The organism is Geothrix oryzisoli (assembly GCF_022808865.1).
Lineage (GTDB): Bacteria > Acidobacteriota > Holophagae > Holophagales > Holophagaceae > Geothrix > Geothrix oryzisoli.
The window spans coordinates 29,090-49,019 of record NZ_JAKZLB010000005.1 but is presented as its reverse complement, the minus strand read 5'-3'; the positions used below and the strand labels follow the sequence as shown (position 1 = coordinate 49,019).

The window sequence follows — 19,930 nt, the reverse complement described above, 5'->3', positions numbered from 1 at the left end:
GATACGTAATCCCACTTGCCTCATACAGGACCTTGAATACACTGAGCACACCACCTCTGGCACGAGACTTGATAATCTTGGCTCGGCCCTTACTAAGGAGACGCCCATGAAGAAGCAGTCCGGCTTCACCCTCATCGAGTTGCTGCTGGTCCTCGCGATCATCGGCATCATCAGCGCCATCGCCATCCCGGCCCTGCTGGGTCAGCGCGCCCGGGCCCGTGACAAGGCCACCATCTCCAACATGGACGGTCGCGTGGGCGATCTGGTCGGCCAGTATGATCGCCTGAAGGAGAGCGGAACCTCCGCCAGCCTGATTCCCGGCATGCTGCAGACCTATCTCACTCAGACCTCCGGCAAGGATTACAATCCCTGGAATCCCGCCCTCCCCGCCTTCCCCGCCACTTGCGTCACGGCTGGCACGGACCGCACCGCCTCCACGGCGGCTCTGTCCGCGGCGGCGAAGGTCTCGAAGCCTGGTGATGTGGCCTTTGTCGTGAGCCCCCCCCAGCCCTCCGTGGCCGCCACCTCGACGGCCTCGGCCGTTCCGGCTGGTGCTGGCTTCATTGCCGGCGCCGCCAAGATCAATGGCGTCGTGAACGGGCAGAGCACGGTCACCAAGGTCAGTGCTGTCGAGTAATCAACTCGAACCGCACACCTGGAAAAGAGGGCCCAGGCATTCCTGGGCCCTCTTTTTGGTGGTCTACCCCACCTGATTGCACACAGATCGACTGGTTGGAGAGGGCCCTTTCATGCCGAATCGTATAACGCGCTGGTCAGGAGTCCTGGTTTCCGCCCTTTCCGTCCTCGCATTCTTTCTGTGCCTGGCTTGGCTGTACATGAAGACCCCCCAGGGGGGTATGTCAGCCTTCGTCTCAGACGGCCTGAAGTCCCCTCTCGTCCGGGCTTTCGCCTGGAAGCTGGCCCTGACCGAGGTGCTGCCACTCTACCTGGTGACTGGGATCCTGCTCTGGTGCATCACCTTGCTCTGGGCGGGCCTGCCCTGGGCCCTGGGCCGGGGCTGGTGGCATCGTTGGACGGGATGGCAAGCCATGGGACTCACGGCCCTGGCCCTAGGTTGGGTCCACGGGGTGCTCTGGTGGGAGGTCCCCACGGCCCTGTGGCTGGTGCCTGGCCTCAACCGGGTCCCCTTCGGCCTGCTCTTCCCCCTGCTGGCCCTGTTGCTGGCGCTGGGCGCCTGGGCGCTCATCCGTCGGGCGAGTCGGCCGGCCCAAATCTTGACGACCTTAGCTGGATGGATTCTGCTCTGGACGGTCTTCGCCCAGACCCCGATCTGGCTGGCCAGGGTTCATCCCAAGCCTCCTGCGGTACCCGGCTCCGCCAAGGTGCTGATGGTAGGTCTGGATGGCCTGCGGGATGACACGGCCACCGAGGCCGGCCTCCCAACCTTCCAGGGCACCCGCTACCCCAATGCCTACACCTGCATCCCGGCCACTCGCCTGCTGTACGGCATCCTCTGGGGGGGGGACCCTGAGCACTATTCCACCGGTCACGCCTTTCCTGCGATCGAGGAAATGGAAGGGAAGTTTCCCTTCGAGACCGTCCTGCTCGCCCGAGCCAAGGGCCTGAAGCCCCGCTTCTTCATCGACGATGGCGGTACCATCGGCTTGGCGGGTCGATCCGAGGCCTTCGACGCGGTGGAGATGCCCGCAAGAGGTTGGGAGAACTTCGTCAACAGCAACTTGGCCCCTCACCTGCCGCTGTACGCCGTTTGGCTGAACGTGCTGCGGGTCTTCCCCACGACCACCCCCTGGACCCCCCTGGACGCAGGGCTAAGGCAGGCGTTGGACCACGGGCGGGGCAGTGGTTGGGTGATGTACCACTCCTGCTTGGCCCACTCCCCCATTTTTCTCACCCGGGAGGAATTGAAGGAGATTCCGGGTTGGTGGCGTGTCTCCCCGCTCAGCTTTCGGCCCTTCGGTAGCTGGGCCATGCTCGATGACCAGGCCGCCGCCACCTGGAACCCCAGGACTGACCCCTTCCTGGCCTACACGATCCGAATGCGGCACATCCTCGCCGCCTGGAAGGAGCTCTGGAATACCCTCGATCAGGATCCCAATTACAAGGATGCGGTCAAAATTTTGTTCTCGGACCACGGCGAACGGTTCTACCACGTCACCGATACCATCCGCCTCCAAGGAGTGCATGGGTTCGACATTGACCCCTGGGAGGGGCGGATCCCCCTGGTGGTCTGGAACCCCCATACTCCCGGTCCTGCTCAAGGCTCAGAAGAAGCCGTGAGCCTGCTGGATCTGCGGCGGACCATCTACCACCACCTGATCGACGATGCTCCCTTCTCGGTGGACCCGCCCGCGGGCCACCGCGCCTTCATCCGGTACCACACCATCAATGGCCAGTTTCTGCGGGAACCCGCCAAGGAATACCGGCAATTCTCTGCGGAGGGAGTCATCAAAGGACTGGCGATCGGCTACGACGGCCTATGGGCCCTGCAGTACGAGAAGCCCGCCTCTGAACGTAACAAGGACGTGGCCGTAGCCGAAGCCGCCAAGGATGTCCTCACAGTGTACAAGCCCCTGAAGGCCGGGGGCGCCCACAAGCTGGTCTACAAGGGCTATGTCCGGGTGGAGTCCACAGAAATATCGGAAGAGGCCTTCCAGAAGGTGAAGAAGGACATCGAAGCCGACTACTTCCGAAAAGAAACGGAAAACTGAAGAGGACCGGCTTAACGAAGCCGCGCCAGTTCCTTCCCAGACTGGTCCATCTGGTAGGCCACCGTGGTATCGCTGAGGCTGGGGTCGAACACCGTCAAGGTGTAAGCGAGCCCGGCGTTGGTGATCGTCACCGTGTAGTTCATCTTGCTGTTGCCCTGAGGGGTGAAACTCGGAGCGATATCGGTGCTGGGGCGGGTGCCGTCGGCCTTCCAGGAATAGGTGCCAGCCGTACCGTAAAGGCCATTCTCAGCCTTGCGGTTTTCCAGAGCCATGGCCAGCACCTTGGCGTTGGAGATGGCATCTCCAATGACCCGGGCCCGGCGCCGCTGGCCCAGGAAGCTGGGAATGGCGATGGCGCTGATGACGCCGATGATGGCCAGCACCAGCAGCAGTTCGATAAGGGAAAAGCCCCGGGCATGGCCGGAACGGCGGGGCGCCAAGCGGGATAGCAGGCCGGACATGGGGACCTCCAGGGGTTTCGGGAAAAACATGCAAGGCGCGTGCTGAACCGCCGCGATCAATCCTTCCCGAACACATTGGCCAGGTTGAAGATGGGCAGATACATGGCAATGACGATGAAGCCGATGATGCCGCCGAGGATAGCGATCATGATGGGTTCCATGAGGCTGGTGAGGTTCGCCACGGCGTTGTCCACCTCGTCCTCGTAGAAGTCCGCCACCTTGGACAGCATGGCATCCAGGGCACCGGTGGCCTCGCCCACACCCACCATCTGCACCACCATGGGCGGGAAGACCTTGGTCTCGGCCAAGGGCGTGGCGATGTTGCGGCCCTGCTCCACGGCATCCTTGGACTTGAGGATTGCGTTCTGGATGACCATGTTGCCAGCGGTGCGGGCCGTGATGTCCATGCCTTCGAGGATGGGCACGCCGGAACTGATGAGGGTACCCAGGGTCCGGCAGAACCGGGCCACAGCCACCTTGCGGAGCACGTCACCAATGATGGGGATCTTCAGCATGAAGCCATCGATCAGGAGGCGGCCAGCCGGCGTCCTGTAGTACTGGCGGAGGCCAATCACGATGAGGACCACGGCGATGATGATGATCCAACTGTAGTTGATGAGGGCGCTGGACAGGGCCATGCACATCAGGGTCGGGAAGGGCAGCTTGCTGCCCAGACCGTCATACATGGCGGAGAAGACGGGGATCACCTTCACCATGATGATGACCACCACGGCGATGGCGATGGTGATGACGGCCACGGGATAGGTCATCGCGCCTTTTACCTTGGCGGTGAGCTTCACGGCCTTCTCGATATAGGTGGATAGCCGCTGGAGGATGACATCCAGGATGCCGCCGCTTTCGCCGGCACCCACCATGTTCACGTAGAGATCGTTGAAGGCCTTGGGGTGTTTGGAGAGGGCCGCTTGGAGGGTGAGGCCCTTCTCCACATCCTCCCGCACGGCCTCAATGATCTTCTGGAAGCCCTTGTCCTGCTGCTGGGCCCCGAGGATCTCCAGGCACTGCACCAGGGGCAGGCCGGCGTCGATCATGACGCTGAACTGCCGGGTGAAGATGGCCAGGTCTTTGGCCTTCACGCTACCGAAGGACTTGGTGCCCTTGGCGGCCATGGCGCCGATGGAGGTCACCTCGATACCGTTGCGCTTCAGGGTGGCGGCGGCGGCATCCCTGGATTCGGACACCAGGACACCCTCCTGGGCCTCCCCCATTCGATTCTTGCCTTTCCATGCGTATGCGGGCATGCGGACCTCGGCGGGCTAGGAACGGTGGTGCCTTCAGGATAGGCAGGAATGGATCAGTGGTGAAGACCCAATGGGTCGCAGAGTGTGACTTTAGGTGTACTTGATGTTGGGATTCCGCCCGCCGAGCGCGGGGTTGCTGGTGGTGGCGGGCTGTGCGGCGGCCCCCCGACCGCCGGCGGAGCCGACACCCACGCCCCGGTTGATGAGTTCCCGCAACTCGTCGGCGTTGGAGGAATACTCGAAGGCCTGCTCCTGGGTGATCTCCTTCCGGAGCACCAAGTCGGACAGGCTCTGGTTGAAGGTTTGCATGCCGTATTTGGTCTGGCCGGACTGCATGGTCCCGTAGATCTGGTGGATCTTGTCCTCGCGGATGAGGTTCCGGATGGCGGAGTTGGGGATCATGATCTCTAGGGCCAGGGCACGGCCCTTGCCGCCGGCCTTGGGGATGAGGCTCTGGCAGATCACGCCCTCGAGCACCAGGGAGAGCTGGGCCCGGACTTGGGCCTGCTGATGGCTGGGGAATACGTCGATGATGCGGTTGATGGTCTGCACGGTGCTGTTGGTGTGCAGGGTGGCGAAGGTGAGGTGGCCCGTCTCGGCGATGGTGAGGGCCGACTCGATGGTCTCCAGGTCGCGCATTTCACCCACCAGCACCACATCGGGATCCTGGCGCAGGGCCGAGCGGAGGGCCTTCTTGAAGCTGTGGGTGTCCGCGTGGATCTCCCGCTGGTTCACCAGGGCCCGCTTGTGCTTGTGGACGTATTCCACCGGGTCCTCGATGGTGAGGATGTGCACCGGCTCCTCGGCATTGATCTTGTCCACCATGGCGGCCAGAGTCGTGGACTTGCCGGAGCCCGTCACGCCCGTCACCAGCACCAGGCCGCGGGGCTTATCGCAGAGGGCCTGGACCGAAGGCGGCAGGCCCAGCTGATCGAAGCTGCGGATGTTCTCGGGGATGGTGCGGAAGACCCCCGCGGTGGCGCCGCGCTGGTTGAAGACATTGGCGCGGAAGCGGGCCACGCCCTGGAGGCCGAAGGAGAAGTCCACTTCGAGATCCTCCTCGAGACGGTGCTTCTGCTGGTCCGTCATGACACCGTAGCAGAGCCAGCGCGTCTGGGACGCATCCATGGGCGGCAGCTTGAGGGGGACCATGCGACCATCGATGCGGATCTGCGGGGCGGTATCCGTGGTGATGTGAAGGTCCGTACCCCCGTACTCCACCATCGTCTTGAGCAGCTGCTGCAGCGGAGCCACGTAGTTGGAACCGATTTCACTCATGCTGGGGACTCCTACAGGACGGTTTCGCGGATGATCTCTTCGATGGTGGTGACACCGTCGAGCACCTTACGGCAGCCGGAGCGGCGGAGGGTGATCATGCCCTCTTTCTGGCCCTGTTCGCGCAGTTCGATGGCAGAGGCTCCGGTGAGGATCATGTCCTTGAGGGTCTCGGACATCTCCAGCACCTCGTAGAGGCCCACACGGCCCTTGTAGCCGCGCTTGTTGCAAACATCGCACCCAACGGGCTTGTAGAAGGTGATGCCGCGCTGGATCTCCTCCGGGGTGAAGCCCACCTCGCGCAGGGCCTCCTCGGGCTGGTGGTGGGTGTCCACGGCCTTGCAGCTGCCGCAGAGCCGGCGCACGAGGCGCTGGGCGCAGATGATGTTCACCGAGGTGGCCACCAGGAAGGGTTCCACGCCCATGTTCATGAGGCGGTTGATGGTGCTGGGGGCGTCGTTGGTGTGCAGGGTGGACAGCACCAGGTGGCCCGTGAGGCTGGCCTTGATGGCGATCTCGGCGGTCTCGAAGTCGCGGATCTCGCCCACCAGGATGATGTTCGGATCCTGCCGGAGGAAGGAGCGCAGGGCCGCCGCGAAGTTGAGGCCGATCTGCTCCTTCATCTGCACCTGGTTGATGCCGGGGAAGTTGAATTCGACCGGATCCTCGGCGGTGAGGATGTTGGTGTCCACCGTGTTGAGCTTGGCGATGGAGGAGTACAGCGTATTGGTCTTGCCGGATCCGGTCGGTCCCGTCACCAGCACCATGCCGTAGGGCTTGGAGATCTGCCGATCCCAGCGTTCCAGGCTCTCCGGCTCGAAGCCCAGCTTGGTGAGGTCGAGCATGAGTTTGTCGCTGTCCAGCAGCCGCAGCACGATCTTCTCGCCGAAGAGTGTGGGCAGGATGCTCACGCGGTAGTCAATGACCTTCTGGCGGCCGCCCATGTTCACGCGGAGCTTGATACGGCCGTCCTGGGGCAGCCGCTTCTCGGCGATGTTGAGCTTGGCCAGGATCTTCACGCGGGAGGTGAGGGGGTCTCTCAGCTTCAGGTTCGGCCGCATGACTTCCATGAGGATGCCATCGATGCGGAACCGGATGCGGTAGTTCTTCTCGTAGGGTTCGATGTGGATGTCGGAGGCCCCGCGCTTGATGGCGTCGATGAGCACCATGTTCACGAGCTTCACGACCGGGGCATCCTCGCTGCCTCGCCTCAGGGCCCCGACGTTGATGCTTTCTTCATCGTCGTCCGTGGCCTCGAACTCGGCATCGGCATCCAGCTCCTGCTCCAGCTCCGATAGATCGATCCGCTCGTCCTCCTCGTTGAAGGGTTTGGCAGGAAGACTATCCGTGGGCCCGGCGGCCGTGGCCCCGCCTCCTCCCATGGTGGCCATGGTGGAACGGGCGCCCTGGTTGTCCGCCAGGCGCACGCTGCTGGAGCCGCCGTAGTACTTCTCGACCGCCCGCACCAGGCCCATCTCGCTGGATACGACCGGATCCACGTTGTAGCCCGTGTGGAAGCGCACGTCATCCATGGCGAAGATGTCCGTGGGGTCGGACATGGCCAGTGTCAGCACGTTGCCGGTGCGCTGCAGGGGCAGCACTTTGTGGCGCTGGGCCAGGTCTTTCGGGATCAGGGCGATGACCGCCGGGTCGATGGGGGGCCACTGCTCCAGGTCCGCAGCGGGCACGCCGTACTGCATGCCCAGGAAACTCACGATGTCCTGATCAGAGCAGAAGCCCTGGCGAACCACGATGCTTCCGAGCTTCCCACCCTCGCGCCGCTGGATCTTGATAACTTCTTCCAACTGGGCATCCGTGATGAGCTGAGCCTTGACGAGCATTTCCCCGAGCTTGCTGACCACTGGCTGCCTCCGGATGGGGTGAGCCGATGGTATCACCCTTGGACGCATCCCTGCGTCCGGCCTCATCCCCTCGGCCGGCCCATTGTATGCTTTCGCCATGCCTGTCCCAGGAACCCCGCCTCAGCGCCTGCTGCTGGCCCGGCAGTTGATCCGGGAGAAGGGTCTATCCCGGACGGACCTCACCCTGCTGGAGGACATTCTCCGCGAAGGGGCGGGCGACCTGGATCCGCTGCTGGAGGCGCCCTCGCGGGGGGCGGCCCCCGCCGGGGAGTCCTCTGCCCAGGCCAACCTGCGACGGAACCTCGGCCTCTTCCTGGCCTTCCTGCACCAGTTCTCGCCCCGCCGGCTCGGCGAGGCCCGGGCGGCCATGGGCCAGGTCCTCCAGCACAGCCTGGGGCGGCTGGCCGACCTGACCGGGACCGCCCACCGGGAGCTGATGGTGGAATTGGAGCAGCCCGCCTGGGTGGGGCTCCTGCTGGATCTTCTCGCCTCCCTCCGGGCCATGGCCCCCCCTTCAGGAGAGGATGCCGGGGCCCTCCGGGCTCTGTGGGCGGCCTTCCTGGAGGACCACCGCGAACCCTTCCGCCAGATCCTGGCGGCCCTCCAGACCTGCCAGAACGGGCCGGAAGCCGTGGCCCTGCTGAACGCCCAGATGAAGGTGGTGAACCGGGCCATCCAGGGCCGGGGCCGCCTGGAGGAATCCCTGGCGCGGCTGGCGGAGCAGCTGGAGGCCTGCATCCCCCCGAAGTTCCACGCGCGGGTGGAGCCGCTGCTGCTGCTGCAGAATGTGGTGTCCAACCTGCGTCTGAGCCTGCTGCGCCCCCTGGACCGGGGGATCCACTGGCCCGCGGTGGAGCAGGTGCGGGGAAGCCTGCGCTGGCTCTGGGACCACCTCGGCTGGGTCCTGCCCCGCATGGACGCCGAATTGTTCCGGGACCGCATGCCCGCCGACCTGCGGAAGCTGCTCCAGGATCTCCGCCGGGAGGACCGGGCCCTCTTCTCCGTGGTGGCCCGGGCCCTGGCCAGCCACATCTCCCTCCTGGGACTCATGGAATCCATGGAGCCCGCCACCGGCGCCGGGGTCCAGGATCTCTATGCGACCGTGCCCACCTTCCTGGTCATCGAATCCGAACTGGGACGGGTGGTGGAACGGGCCTACGATCCGGGCCGGGCGGCGCTGCTGAACCCGGATCGGGCCGAGATCCCGCGGCTCAGGGCCTACCTGCGGCAGGCCGTGCTGAGTCTGCGCCAGGATCAGGCGACGCTCCGCAGCCTCCTGCAGCAGGCCCTGGCGGGGGGGGATGCGGATCAGCTGGCCCACACCCTGGACAACCTGCGCGGCCTGCTCATCAACCACCAGAAACAGCTCATGGGCGAGCTGGTGGGCCTGTTCTCGCCGGACGTCCAGCAGCGGCTGTTCCCTGAATCCCCCAGCCTGATGGAGGAGGGCGAGCGGCTCCGGCTCCGCATCCAGCGGCTCTGGGAACAGGTCCCGCCCATCCATGCCCAGCTCCTGCTGAGCCTGGAACTGCAGGACTGGCCGAGGCTCGCCCTGGGCCTCGCCCAGGCCTACCGCCACCTGCTGACCTTCCGCCGCAGCCCGGAATTCCCCTTGATGCGGCGGCCCGACCGGGAGGAGGCCGAGCGGCTCATCCAGGACCTGGGCCGGCTCCTGGAGTCCCCCGAAGAGGTCCACCAGGCCCTGCGCGACAGCATGGACGTGCTGGGCGAGCTGCTCCGCTTCCTGGAACTGTTCCTGCTCCGGATCAATGCCCGGGTCCCCCTCATCCGCCAGGACCTCGAAGTGGCCCAGGAGGCGCTCAGGCTCATCGCCGACCTGAAGGAGGGGCCCACCGGCCCCGAGCGCACCCGCCTCTCCCACAAGCTGATCCAGAATGCCAAGCGGCTTGGTGTCCGCGATGCCCAGGCCGTGATCCTGCTCAAGCGCTGGGTCCGGGCCGAGCGCAGCCAGCGGGAAGGATCCCTGCCCATCCTGGAACAGCTGGGGGCCCACCTCGGCCAGCTTGCCTTGAGACTGGAAGCCGCGCTGGGCTGACCCGGCCCTTGACCACCACCCTCTTCCCGGGAGTTCCATGCACCACCTCCACTGGCTGGAACCGCATCCCTCCCGGGCGGGTGACGCTTTGCGCCAGGCTCTGGAAGGGTGGGGCCACCCGGTGGTGCCTGGGCCGGGGCCCGGTTCGCTGGTGCTGGTGGCAGAGCGGCCCGATCCTGGGCTGATCCCCGCGGAGGGCTCGGAGATCCTCTGGTGGGTGCAGCGGGCGGATCCGGAGGAGGTCAGTGCGGTGCTCGAGCTGAGACCCGGCTGGGTGCTCCTCCAGGACCGCCCCCTCGAGGCGGCCCAGGAGGCCCTCCGGAACCTGCGCCAGCGGGATCTCGGCAGCGAGGGCTGGCTGCGCCAGATGCTCCACCTCGCCTCGCTGGATGACCTCCTGAAGCTCGTGCTGAACCGCGCCGTGCGCCAAGCCCGGGCGAGGGGCGGGGCCATCTGGCTCCGGAAGGACAACCTGTTCTACCAGAGGGCCGGAGACGGTTCCTTCCCCGAGGCCCCCCTGCCCCGCAAGGAGGCTGCGGAGCTGGTGCGCCGGGGGGAGGCCCATCAGCTGGCAGCGTCGGAGCAGCTGGGCCTCCTGCGGCTGCTGGATCCCCAGGAGCCGCCCGAGCGGTTCCTCCAGGGCTTCGAGGACGTGGAACCCCTGCTGCTCAATGCCTGGCGGCTGGAGGAGAGCCGGGCGCTCTCCTTCAAGGACGACCTGACCGTGGCCCAGAACCGCCGCTGCCTGGAGGCGGAGTTGCCCCAGGCCGTGCGCATCGCCGCCGCCAAGGGCGAGTCCGTGGCCCTCGTCTTCCTCGATGTCGATGACCTCAAGCAGGTGAACAGCCAGTACGGCCATCCCGCCGGCAGCATCGTGCTGGAGGCCGTGGCCCGGACCGCCCAGCGCCTCTGCCGCGCCCACGACCGCCTCTACCGCTACGGGGGGGACGAGTTCTGCATTCTCATGCCGGGCACCCTCGCCCGGGGCGCGCAGAAACTCGCAGAACGCCTGGTCCAGGTCATCCTCGGGCAGACCGTGACCCTGGGGAGCGACCGCCTGACCATCTCCTTGAGCGCGGGCGTCGCCGCCTTCCCCGAGCATGCCGATGGCGCCGGCCACCTCATCGAACAGGCCGACCGGGCCCTCCTGCGCGCCAAGCGGGAAGGCAAGCGGCAGGTGGCGGTGGCGGGGGGCTAAGGGCAGTCTGAAGTCCGGACTGGATGCCTACTTCCGCTTCTTCTTCCCGCCCTTCTCGGACCCGAACACCTTGGAGAGGAAGCCCGCTTCCTCGTCCCCGGCGCGCTCGCCGTCGAGGCTGCGGCGGAGCTGGTCGAGGAGCTGGCGCTGCTCGGCCGTGATGGAGGTGGGGACGGCCGCGCGCAGGTGCAGGAAGAGGTCGCCGCGGCCACTGCCCTGCAGGCGGGGGATGCCGGCGTTCACCAGCTTCACGACATGGTCCGCAGGGGTGCCGGGGGCGAGCTTCACCTTGTCGGCACCGTACGGCGTCTCCACCTCCAGCGCACCGCCGGTCACCAGCAGGGGCCAGGAGACCTCCAGGCGCTGATGGAGGTCGAAGCCATCGCGTTCGTACCGTGGATCCGGCTCCACGTCGAACACCACGTAGAGATCACCGGTCCGGCCGCCGAACCGGCCGGCCTCGCCCTGGTTCTGGAGGCGCAGCCGGGTGCCCCGGTCCACGCCGGCCGGCACCTTGAAGCTCACCTTGGACTTGCGGTGGACGCGGCCCTCGCCCCGGCATTCGCGGCAAGGCTTGGGGATGATTCGGCCCTTGCCCTCGCAGCGGGGACAGGGCGTGAGCATCTGGAAGAACCCCTGCCGCATGGCCACCTGGCCCGCACCGCGGCACTGGGGACAGGTCTCCGGACGGGAGCCGGCCTCGCAGCCGGAGCCGTGGCAGGTGCCGCAGGCCTCGAGGCGCGGGATGCTGAGCTCCACGCTGTCCTTGCCGAAGATCGCATCCCGGAAACTCAGCTTCAGGTTGTATTGCAGGTCCGAGCCGCGTTCCTCACCACTGGACCGGCGCCGGCCGCCACCCCCGAAGAGGTCCCCGAAGAGCCCGCCGCCGAAGAAGCTGCCGAGGATGTCCTCGAAGTCCGCAAACTGGTTGGGGTCGAACTGGAACTGCTGCCCGCCGCCGGCTCCGCCCAGGCCGGCGTGGCCGTACTGATCGTAGGCCTTCCGCTTCTCGGGGTCCGACAGCACGCTGTAGGCTTCCGCAGCCTCCTTGAATTTCTCCTCCGCCTCCTTGTTCCCGGGGTTGCGGTCGGGATGTAATTCCATGGCCAGCTTGCGGTAGGCCTTCTTCAGTTCGTCCGCCCCGGCCTCCTTGGAGACGCCGAGCACTTCGTAGTAGTCGCGCTTCATGCACCCATCCTGGATTCCAGGATAGCCGATAGCCCGGGCCTAGTTGGGCCCCGCGCCCTCATCCTCGCGGTCCAGGGACGCCATCATGGCCTCGCTGGCGGCGAGGACGGCATCGGTCAGCAGGTTCTGGGCTTCCAGCAGCTGGCCTTCGCAGGCCCGGAGCGCGGCAGGATCCTGGGCGGCCACGGCCTGCCGAGCCCGGGTGAGCACGTCCCGGATCATGGCCTGCTGGCTCTCCTGCAGGTACTTGCCGCATTCGGCGAAGCTCTTGTCGCAGGAGAAGATCAGCCCCTCCGCAGAGGCGAGGTATTTCAGCGCGTCCCGCTTCTTCACGTCCGTCTCGGCGTTGGCCAAGGCCTCGCGGATCATGCGCTGGATCTCCAGCTCCGAGAGGCCCGAGCTGGGCCGGATGCTCAGGCCCTGTTCCAGGCCGGTCATGAGATCCCGAGCGGACACCTTGACGATGCCGTTGGAGTCGATGTCGAAGGCCACTTCGATCTGCGGCACGCCCTTGGGCAGGGGCGGCAGGTTGATGAGGTCGAAGCGACCCAGGCTCTTGTTGTGCTCGGCCAGCTCCCGCTCGCCCTGGAGCACGTGGATCTCCACCCGGTTCTGGTTGTCCGTCACCGTGGTGAAGGTCCGGGCGTCCCGGGTGGGGATGGTGGCGTTGCGCTGGATGATCTTCACGAAGCCGCCGCCCTGCGTCTCGATGCCCAGCGACAGCGGCGTCACGTCCAGCAGCACCAGGTCCTTGATGTCGCCCTTGAGGACGGCGCCCTGGATGGAGGCGCCGGTGGCCACCACCTCGTCGGGGTTGATGCTCCGGTTGGGTTCCTTCCCGAAGAAGTCGCGCACCAGCCGCTGCACCATCGGCATGCGCGTCTGGCCACCCACCAGGATCACTTCATCGATCTGCTTCGGCGTCTTCCCGCCCTGCTCCAGCGCGTCCTTGATGGGGATCAGGGTCTGCTCCACCAGCCCCTGGGCCATCCCTTCCAGCTGGGCCCGGGTGAGGGTGGCCTCCAGGTGCTGCGGACCGCCCGGGGCCTGCGCGATGAATGGCAGGCGGATCTCGACGCGATCCAGGGTGGACAACTCACACTTGGCCTTCTCGCTGGCCTCCTTGAGCCGCTGCAGGGCCATGCGGTCCGAAGAGAGGTCGATGCCGGTCTTCTCGCGGAACTGCTCCACCAGCCAGTTCTGGATGGCCAGGTCGATGTCCTCGCCGCCGAGGAAGGTGTCGCCGCTGGTGGCCAGCACCTCGAAGACGCCATCATTCATTTCCATCAGGGTGAAGTCGAAGGTGCCGCCGCCGAAGTCGTAGATGGCCAGGATCTGCTTGAGGCCCTTCTTGTTGAAGCCGTAGGCGAGAGCCGCTGCCGTGGGCTCGTTGATGATGCGCTGCACGTTGAGGCCGGCGATCTTGCCGGCGTCCTTGGTGGCCTGGCGCTGGGCATCATCGAAGTAGGCGGGCACCGTGATCACGGCGTCGGTCACGTCCTCGTGGAGGAAGGCCTCGGCGGCCTGCTTCAGGGAACGGAGGACGATGGCCGTCACTTCGGGCGGTGCATAGTCCCGCTCGCCCACGCGCAGCCAGGCGTCCCCGTTGGGCGCAGCCACCACCGGGAAGGGGAGGCGGCCCACGGCCTCCTGGACCTTGGGGGCGCTGAACCGCTGCCCAATGAGCCGCTTCACGGCGAACAAGGTGCGCTGGGGATTCGTGACGGCCTGGCGCTTGGCGATGTGCCCCACCAGGACGTCGCCCTTGTCCGTGAAGGCCACCACCGAAGGCGTGGTGCGGCTTCCCTCCCGGTTGGGGATCACCCGCGAGTCCCCGCTTTCCATCACGCAGACGCAACTGTTCGTCGTTCCCAGGTCAATGCCGATCAGTTTGCCTGCCATGGGTGGAACTCCGGGGGATCGCGGCTCGATGATAAAAGGAATTCGCAGTGTCATCCACTGCTGGCGCTGCACCTGGTTAGGACTTTCCCGGCTCCTGGAGCCGGTTCACTACGACCCGGGCCGGGCGGAGGAGCTGTCCCTTGAGGCTGTAGCCGCGCTCGTAGACCGCAGCCACGGCTCCGTCTGGAAGGTTCGGATCACTGAAGGTGGTGAGCGCCTCGGCGTGCAGGGCATCGAAGGCATCGCCGATCTTGAGGGGCATGGCTTCGACGTTCATGCGGCGGAGCGCTTCCAGGAACTGTTTCTGGATCAGTTCCACACCGGCGCGGAAGGACTCGACGTCCTGGTAGGAGGCGCTGAGGCCCCGCTCGAAGTTGTCGAGCACGGGCAGCATCTCGAGGAGGATCTTGCGCTCGGCCTGCTCCACGGCCATGGCGATATCCCGCTGGGCCCGGTTACGGAAGTTGTTGAAGTCCGCAGCGAGGCGCCGGTGCTGATCCATCAGCTCCGCCTCACGATGGAGCATCTCCTCCATCTGCTTCTCGGCCTCGGTGAGGGCCGATTCCAGGTCCACCCGGGGTTCCCCCAGGTCCGTGGGATCGGCTTCATCACCCGCTGTGGCCGGGTACACCGAAGCCACTTCGTCGGCGACGGACTGGAGGTCCCCCTCCAGGGCATCATCCAGGCTGAGGTCCACCACGTCCTCGGGTTCTCCGGAAGGCGGAGCGGGCTTGTCATGGGGCTCGCGGGGGGTACCGGTGGTCATCGCAGCAGTATACGCAAGTCCGGGCCCCAGGCCGTCAGGAACCGCCCTGGCGCCGCTGGATCTGCCGGGACCACCAGCGCAGGCCGCCCATCACCCGGCCGTAGTCCATGCGGAGCGGTCCCACCAGGGCGAAAGTCACGTAGCCGGCGGGGCCGAGTCCCACGGTGCGGACCGCCGTGGCCAGGGGCCAGCCGTCCAGGTAGGGGTTCTCCGAACCCAGCAGCAGCTGGATGTCCTGCGAGGCGCGATCCGCAAAGGCGTTGAGCAGGCGGGCCAGGCGGCCGCGTTCCTCGAAGGCCGCCACCAGGCCCCGGAACCGGGCCACATCCTCGAACTCGGGGAGCCCACCCAGTCGACCCAGGCCGGAGACCAGCACCGGGGGGTCCCCGGCCGGCCCGTCCTCGGGCCAGCGGGAGGCCAGCTCCTGAAGCCGGGTCCGCAGGGTCTCGCCCTCCTCGGCTCCGGCCCTGAGGGCATCCAGGAGGCGGGTCCGCATGTCCGCCAGGGTGAGGCCCGCGAACTGGGCTGTGGCATAGTTCCCCAGCTCCGTGAGGACGGTGTCGGCATAGTTCCAGGGGTTGTCCATGAGGCGGTGGTCCACCTCGCCCAGGCTCCCCACCCAGATCGCCACGAGACGGCCGGGACCGACCGGCACGAATTCCAGGCGCACCAGGCGGCTCTGCGTCAGGGGCAGAGGCAGGGCGACGCAAACTCCGCCCATCACCTCGGCCAGCGTCCGGCTGGCATGGCGCGCCCAGGATTCAGGGTCCAGATCCAGGCCCTCCAGGGCTGCGGAAAGGCGGCCCTCCAGCTCGGGATCCGGAGCTTGCGCCTTCAGCCAGCGGTCCACGTAGTAGCGGTAGGCCCGCTCCGTCGGCACGCGCCCCGCAGAGGTATGCGGCTGGGCCACCATGGACTCGTCCTCCAGGTCCGACAGCACGTTCCGGATCGTGGCGCTGGAAAGGGGCTCTGGGAACCGCTTGGCCAGCAGGCGCGACCCCACCGGCTCCCCCGCCTCGAGGTAGGCCTCGATGAGGGTGCGGAGCACGGACTCGCCGCGGGGATTGAGGTTGGGAGTGGCCATGGGGTGAACTTTGCCGGACTGTCATACTATATACCCCCGATCCGGAGGTCCCATGCGCACCGCCCTGACCCGCCTTTCCCTCGCCGCAGCGCTCATCCTGAGCTTTGCGTGCAACCGCAAGAGCGAGGCTGCCATCCAGGCCGACGAGGCCGCGAAGGCCGCGGAGGCCAAAGTTGCCCAACTCGAACAGCAGCTGGCCGAAGCCAAGTCCGGCAAGGTCACCGGTGAGGACGCCGAGACCGTCAAGCAGGTCACCAAGTCCCAGGTGAAGGCCCTGGAGCGCCAGGTGGCCGACGCGAAGAAGCGGGCCGAGGCCAAGAAGCAGGAAGCCGCCGTCCTGGCCGCCGCCCCCGTCGCCAAGGAGGCCCCCAAGCCCGTGGTGGTGGAGGTGCCCACCGGCACCAAGCTGGAGATCGCCCTGACCCGCGACCTGGCCACCGACAAGGATCAGGCCGGTGATGCCTGGGAAGGCTCCCTCGCCAGCGATGTCGTCGTGGACGGGAAGCTGGTGTGGAGCGCCGGCAGCTCCGCCCGGGGCGTGGTGACCCAGAGCGCCGCCGCGGGCCGCCTGAGCAACGGCAAGGGGGCCCTGGGCATCCGGCTCACCGAGATCGCCGGCGTCGGCATCGACACGGATACCCACGTGGTGGTGGCGACGGCCAGGGGCGAGCGCAACGCCAAGTACATCGGCGGCGGCGCGGCCCTTGGCGCGCTGGTCGGCCTCCTGTCCGACAAGAAGAACCAGGGTGACCACGCCCTCGGCGGCGCGGCCCTTGGCGCCGCCGCCGGCACCGCGGTGGCCGCCGGCACCGCCGACACCGTCATCCGCATCCCCGCCAACAAGCCCGTGGCCTTCAGCCTGACCAGCCCCGAGCGGGTGACGCTGAAGAAGTAGCGTTTGGCTGTCAGCTATCAGCTGTCAGACAAAAAAGAAGCGGGAGGCGTGCCTCCCGCTTCTTTGCTTTTACCGAGAGCTGACAGCTGATGGCTGACAGCCCGCCTCACGCTTCCAACGCCTGCAGCCGCTCGGCCTCGAACGCTGCCCTCAGCGGTTCGATGATTGGTTCGATCTGCCCGCTCATGAAGCTGTCGATCTGGTGGATGGTCACCCCCACCCGGTGATCGGTGACGCGGCCCTGGGGGAAGTTGTAGGTGCGGATCTTCTCGCTGCGGTCACCGCTGCCCACCTGGGACTTGCGCAGCGCCGAGTGGGCCGCGTCGGCTTCGTCCTGGGCCTTCTGGAGCAGCCGGCTGCGCAGCACGGTCATGGCCTTGGCCATGTTCTTGATCTGGCTCCGCTCGTCCTGGCAGCTCACCACGGTGTTCGTGGGCAGGTGGGTGAGGCGCACGGCGGAATAGGTGGTGTTCACGCTCTGGCCGCCCTTGCCGCCGGAGCAGAAGGTGTCGATGCGCAGGTCCTTCGGGTGGATCTCGATGTCCACCTCCTCGGCCTCGGGCATGACCGCCACCGTCGCCGCGGAGGTGTGGATGCGGCCCTGGGTCTCGGTCTTGGGCACGCGCTGGACCCGGTGGACGCCACTCTCGAAACGGAAGAGGCTGTAGGCGCCATCGCCCTGGATCTCGGCGGTGGCCTCCTTGAGCCCTCCCGCATCCGCGTCGCTTTCGTCCAGCACGGACACCTTGAAGCCCCGGCGCTCTGCGAAGCGGATGTACATGCGGAACAACTCCGCCGCGAACAGCGCCGCCTCCTCTCCACCAGTACCGGCGCGGACTTCGAGGATCACGTTCTTCTCATCGGCCGGATCCTTGGGGATGAGCAGGTGCTTGATCTCGGCCTCGCCCTCGGCGATGGCCTTCTTGAGGTCGGGAATCTCCATTTCCGCCATCTCGCGGAGTTCCGGATCCATGGTCTTGTCGCCCAGGATGGACTCGGCCTCCTCCAGCTGTTTCAGGCGCGTGCGCTGAGCCTGGAAGGCCAGCACCACAGGCTCGAGTTCGGCCCGGAGCTTGGTCAGCTCACGCAGGCGCTTGGGATCCGACACCACAGCCGGATCCTGCAGCTGCGCCTCCACTTCCTGGAAGCGGGCTTCGACGGCTTCGAGTTGGTCGAGCATGGAACCTCCGGGATGATCAGATGGTCGGAGCATCGGATGGCCGGAAGAGGCGATCACCGGCCGACCAGCCAAACAAAAAGGACGGGCCGAATGCTCGGCCCGTCCCTCGGAATGACACAGCTAGGCTTCGGTGGTCTCGGCAGCGGCCTCGGGGGCCGCAGCGGGGACTTCCTTCTTCGCATACTTCTTGTTGAACTTCTCCACGCGGCCTTCGGTGTCCATCAGGCGCTGTTTGCCCGTGAAGAACGGGTGGCAGTTGGAGCAGATTTCCACGCGCAGCTCCTTCTTGGTGGAGCGCGTCATGAACTCGTTGCCGCAGGCGCAGTGCACCTTCACGTCATGCAACTCGGGGTGGATCTTTTCCTTCATCTCTTCCTCCTGGGACCGACCGGATGCCCCCATGGGCGGGGTGTACGCACGCGGCTTGTCCACGCAAGACGAATAGCTTATCGCCAAAGCCCCTGTTCCTCAAGGGGGATTCCCCGGGAGAGCCTCACCCCTGTTCCTGGGGCATCAGCACCCAGCGCTCGGCCAGAACGCGGCGCAGCTTCAACGCCAGCATCACGCTGACCAGCAGGGTGGCGTTGAAGCTCAGCTCCAGGGGCACCTGCCACCACTGGAAGCGGATCCGGCCCAGGAAGCCGGTCTCGACGGCGAACATGAAGGCCGTGAAGAGGACCGGCTCGAGGAGGGTCTGCCAGAGAGGGCGCTCCTGGCTGTGGCGTTCCAGGAGGAAGCCGGTGTAGGCCCCGTAGAACAGCCGGGTCGGCTTGAACCCATGGGCGGTGGTGAATCCGAGGGGAATGGACAGCAGGGAGGTGAGCAGGACGGCCACGACCGTCCTCGCCCAGGGGTCCAGCCGCAGCCAGTGCCGCCGGGCCCAGAAGTAGCCGGCCCCCACGGCCAGGCCCTGGGCCGCCGCAAAAGCCACGCAGATATACCAGCGCCAGCCTTCGAACCACATGTGGCTCCCCGTGGCCACGCCGATGATCATGCCAGCGGCCAGGGCCGTGCCGCCACGGTGGTTGGCATCCTGCCCCTCCCCTGCGGCCAGCTCTTGCGCCAGCCGGCCCGGGCGTTCCTTTTCCGCAAGCAGGGCCGCCATGGCGGACTCGCCCTCTAGTCCCCTGGCGTCAGCCTCATCCAGAAGGTGGGCCTCCAGTTCCCGCAGCAGCATGAACCTCCGCCGTCGGGACACGCCCCCCAGGCCGGCAGCCACTTGGGAGAGGTAGCCGTCGAGGGCCCGGGACATGGACGGAAAATCCTCAGGCCCTGGGCCCGACGAAGGCCTGGACCATGTCCACGAACTGGTTCCACTCCTTCTTCTTCGCGGTCAAAAAGGCCTGCCCGGCGGGCTGGATGGCGTAGTAGCGGCGCTCCCGGCCGTTCTCCTGGGTTTCCCAGTAGGAGGCGATGAATTCCGTGGCTTCCAGCTTGTGGAGGGCCGGGTAGAGGGCCCCCTCCTTCAAGGTGTACGTGCCACCGGTACGCTGGCGGACCGTCTCGATGATCTGGTAGCCGTACATGGGCCCCTCGCAGAGCAGCGACAGCAGCAGCAGGGGAGTGCTGCCCTTCAGCAGTTCACGATCCACAGGGTCCTCCGGGTTAGGCAGGCTTATTGTGCCTCGCAAATTGATGGCCGTCAAGGCCGGGGGCTTGAAAAATCCTTTTGACTCAAGGGAATCGGAGCACAGGGAGTCTGGTCTGACCGCCACCCCGTGGCGCCCAGCGGAGGGCCCCGCCGCGACCCGGAAAAACCTGGGCGATCCCCACTCGCCGGCTGGAAGCCAGGGGGCCGGAACAAAGCAGAGGGGGGCTAGCCCGATCGGAAATCGAACTGGTCTGGCTGCGCCATCCCCGGTCTCGCTTCCGACAGCCCACTGGGCTGTCTCCGCGATCCCACTCGCTGGTTCGATCCCAGAAACCATCCACAAAGCCAGGGGGGCCGCTGGCCCCCCTGGCTTTGTTGGTGCACCCGACTGGAATCGAACCAGCGACCTTTGGCTTCGGAGGCCAACGCTCTATCCAACTGAGCTACGGGTACTACGACCTCTCATCATGGCTTCGATCGGCTTTTCATTCAAGGTTGACGCGCCGAACCTGCGGCGGGCGGC

17 protein-coding genes and 1 tRNA gene are annotated in these 19,930 nt (G+C 66.4%); 5 read left to right on the top strand and 13 right to left on the bottom strand.

The genetic code is table 11. The features are described 5' to 3' along the window. The first annotated feature begins 106 nt into the window (after positions 1-106). Entirely contained in the window at positions 107-637 is a 531-nt protein-coding gene (locus tag MLE43_RS15020) for a type II secretion system protein (RefSeq protein WP_338029085.1), read from the top strand. Positions 638-857: 220 nt separating this feature from the next. Continuing rightward, positions 858-2,690 (top strand): LTA synthase family protein, encoded by a 1,833-nt coding sequence (locus tag MLE43_RS13735; protein ID WP_243304996.1) that lies wholly within the window; start codon positions 858-860, stop codon positions 2,688-2,690. An 11-nt stretch (positions 2,691-2,701) separates the two neighbouring features. Here the strand turns inward: MLE43_RS13735 and MLE43_RS13730 are convergent, their stop codons facing one another. From MLE43_RS13730 to pilB, 4 genes are all read right to left on the bottom strand, one after another. Beyond that, positions 2,702-3,151: a type IV pilin protein gene (locus tag MLE43_RS13730; protein WP_243304994.1), complete on the bottom strand. Its 450-nt coding sequence runs from the start codon at positions 3,149-3,151 to the stop codon at positions 2,702-2,704. 56 nt (positions 3,152-3,207) lie between these two features. After that, a complete protein-coding gene (locus tag MLE43_RS13725; RefSeq protein ID WP_243304992.1) occupies positions 3,208-4,410 on the bottom strand; it encodes a type II secretion system F family protein in 1,203 nt (400 codons plus the stop codon). 90 nt (positions 4,411-4,500) lie between these two features. Then, positions 4,501-5,664: a type IV pilus twitching motility protein PilT gene (locus MLE43_RS13720; protein ID WP_420843217.1), complete on the bottom strand. Its 1,164-nt coding sequence runs from the start codon at positions 5,662-5,664 to the stop codon at positions 4,501-4,503. A 35-nt stretch (positions 5,665-5,699) separates the two neighbouring features. After that, on the bottom strand, positions 5,700-7,547 hold the full coding sequence (gene pilB, locus MLE43_RS13715; protein WP_243304989.1) for a type IV-A pilus assembly ATPase PilB: 1,848 nt from the start codon (positions 7,545-7,547) through the stop codon (positions 5,700-5,702). Between the two features lie 97 nt (positions 7,548-7,644). On the opposite strand from pilB, the gene MLE43_RS13710 reads away from it, so the two are divergent. Together MLE43_RS13710 and MLE43_RS13705 are read left to right on the top strand one after the other, a co-directional pair. Continuing rightward, the gene (locus MLE43_RS13710) at positions 7,645-9,603 is read left to right on the top strand and encodes a hypothetical protein (protein ID WP_243304987.1); all 1,959 of its coding nucleotides are present in this window, start codon (positions 7,645-7,647) and stop codon (positions 9,601-9,603) included. A gap of 37 nt (positions 9,604-9,640) precedes the next feature. Beyond that, positions 9,641-10,801 carry a GGDEF domain-containing protein gene (locus MLE43_RS13705; RefSeq protein WP_243304985.1) on the top strand — a complete coding sequence of 387 codons (1,161 nt, stop codon included), beginning with the start codon at positions 9,641-9,643 and terminating at the stop codon, positions 10,799-10,801. Between the two features lie 27 nt (positions 10,802-10,828). On the opposite strand, the gene dnaJ is transcribed toward MLE43_RS13705, so the two are convergent. The 4 genes from dnaJ to MLE43_RS13685 form a co-directional block, all read right to left on the bottom strand. Next, entirely contained in the window at positions 10,829-11,989 is a 1,161-nt protein-coding gene (gene dnaJ, locus MLE43_RS13700; RefSeq protein WP_243304982.1) for a molecular chaperone DnaJ, read from the bottom strand. A gap of 39 nt (positions 11,990-12,028) precedes the next feature. Then, complete coding sequence (dnaK, locus tag MLE43_RS13695; protein WP_243304980.1) at positions 12,029-13,891, bottom strand: molecular chaperone DnaK; 1,863 nt, start codon at positions 13,889-13,891, stop codon at positions 12,029-12,031. 76 nt (positions 13,892-13,967) lie between these two features. Further along, positions 13,968-14,657, bottom strand: coding sequence for a nucleotide exchange factor GrpE (locus tag MLE43_RS13690; protein WP_243304979.1), 690 nt, complete (start codon positions 14,655-14,657; stop codon positions 13,968-13,970). Between the two features lie 34 nt (positions 14,658-14,691). After that, a complete protein-coding gene (locus MLE43_RS13685) occupies positions 14,692-15,741 on the bottom strand; it encodes an HrcA family transcriptional regulator (protein ID WP_243304977.1) in 1,050 nt (349 codons plus the stop codon). Positions 15,742-15,793: 52 nt separating this feature from the next. Here MLE43_RS13685 and MLE43_RS13680 point away from each other — a divergent pair, with 52 nt between their 5' ends. Further along, positions 15,794-16,636: a hypothetical protein gene (locus MLE43_RS13680; protein ID WP_243304975.1), complete on the top strand. Its 843-nt coding sequence runs from the start codon at positions 15,794-15,796 to the stop codon at positions 16,634-16,636. A gap of 106 nt (positions 16,637-16,742) precedes the next feature. Here MLE43_RS13680 and prfA read toward each other — a convergent pair whose 3' ends face one another. The 5 genes from prfA to MLE43_RS13655 form a co-directional block, all read right to left on the bottom strand. Further along, on the bottom strand, positions 16,743-17,816 hold the full coding sequence (gene prfA, locus MLE43_RS13675; RefSeq protein WP_243304973.1) for a peptide chain release factor 1: 1,074 nt from the start codon (positions 17,814-17,816) through the stop codon (positions 16,743-16,745). Positions 17,817-17,936: 120 nt separating this feature from the next. Continuing rightward, the gene (gene rpmE, locus MLE43_RS13670; protein ID WP_243304972.1) at positions 17,937-18,185 is read right to left on the bottom strand and encodes a 50S ribosomal protein L31; all 249 of its coding nucleotides are present in this window, start codon (positions 18,183-18,185) and stop codon (positions 17,937-17,939) included. Positions 18,186-18,309: 124 nt separating this feature from the next. Then, positions 18,310-19,068, bottom strand: coding sequence for a hypothetical protein (locus tag MLE43_RS13665; RefSeq protein WP_243304970.1), 759 nt, complete (start codon positions 19,066-19,068; stop codon positions 18,310-18,312). Positions 19,069-19,081: 13 nt separating this feature from the next. Further along, complete coding sequence (locus MLE43_RS15015) at positions 19,082-19,408, bottom strand: PadR family transcriptional regulator (protein WP_243304967.1); 327 nt, start codon at positions 19,406-19,408, stop codon at positions 19,082-19,084. Positions 19,409-19,783: 375 nt separating this feature from the next. Then, positions 19,784-19,860, bottom strand: a tRNA-Arg gene (locus MLE43_RS13655). Positions 19,861-19,930 lie beyond the last annotated feature (70 nt).

What these genes read in the sequence shown, in the direction of transcription:
- MLE43_RS15020 (WP_338029085.1), top strand. Translation starts at nt 107, where the DNA reads ATGAAGAAGCAGTCCGGCTTCACCCTCATCGAGTTGCTGCTGGTCCTC.
- MLE43_RS13735 (WP_243304996.1), top strand. Translation starts at nt 858, where the DNA reads ATGTCAGCCTTCGTCTCAGACGGCCTGAAGTCCCCTCTCGTCCGGGCT.
- MLE43_RS13730 (WP_243304994.1), bottom strand. Translation starts at nt 3,151, where the DNA reads ATGTCCGGCCTGCTATCCCGCTTGGCGCCCCGCCGTTCCGGCCATGCC.
- MLE43_RS13725 (WP_243304992.1), bottom strand. Translation starts at nt 4,410, where the DNA reads ATGCCCGCATACGCATGGAAAGGCAAGAATCGAATGGGGGAGGCCCAG.
- MLE43_RS13710 (WP_243304987.1), top strand. Translation starts at nt 7,645, where the DNA reads ATGCCTGTCCCAGGAACCCCGCCTCAGCGCCTGCTGCTGGCCCGGCAG.
- MLE43_RS13705 (WP_243304985.1), top strand. Translation starts at nt 9,641, where the DNA reads ATGCACCACCTCCACTGGCTGGAACCGCATCCCTCCCGGGCGGGTGAC.
- dnaJ (WP_243304982.1), bottom strand. Translation starts at nt 11,989, where the DNA reads ATGAAGCGCGACTACTACGAAGTGCTCGGCGTCTCCAAGGAGGCCGGG.
- dnaK (WP_243304980.1), bottom strand. Translation starts at nt 13,891, where the DNA reads ATGGCAGGCAAACTGATCGGCATTGACCTGGGAACGACGAACAGTTGC.
- MLE43_RS13690 (WP_243304979.1), bottom strand. Translation starts at nt 14,657, where the DNA reads ATGACCACCGGTACCCCCCGCGAGCCCCATGACAAGCCCGCTCCGCCT.
- MLE43_RS13685 (WP_243304977.1), bottom strand. Translation starts at nt 15,741, where the DNA reads ATGGCCACTCCCAACCTCAATCCCCGCGGCGAGTCCGTGCTCCGCACC.
- MLE43_RS13680 (WP_243304975.1), top strand. Translation starts at nt 15,794, where the DNA reads ATGCGCACCGCCCTGACCCGCCTTTCCCTCGCCGCAGCGCTCATCCTG.
- prfA (WP_243304973.1), bottom strand. Translation starts at nt 17,816, where the DNA reads ATGCTCGACCAACTCGAAGCCGTCGAAGCCCGCTTCCAGGAAGTGGAG.
- rpmE (WP_243304972.1), bottom strand. Translation starts at nt 18,185, where the DNA reads ATGAAGGAAAAGATCCACCCCGAGTTGCATGACGTGAAGGTGCACTGC.
- MLE43_RS13665 (WP_243304970.1), bottom strand. Translation starts at nt 19,068, where the DNA reads ATGTCCCGGGCCCTCGACGGCTACCTCTCCCAAGTGGCTGCCGGCCTG.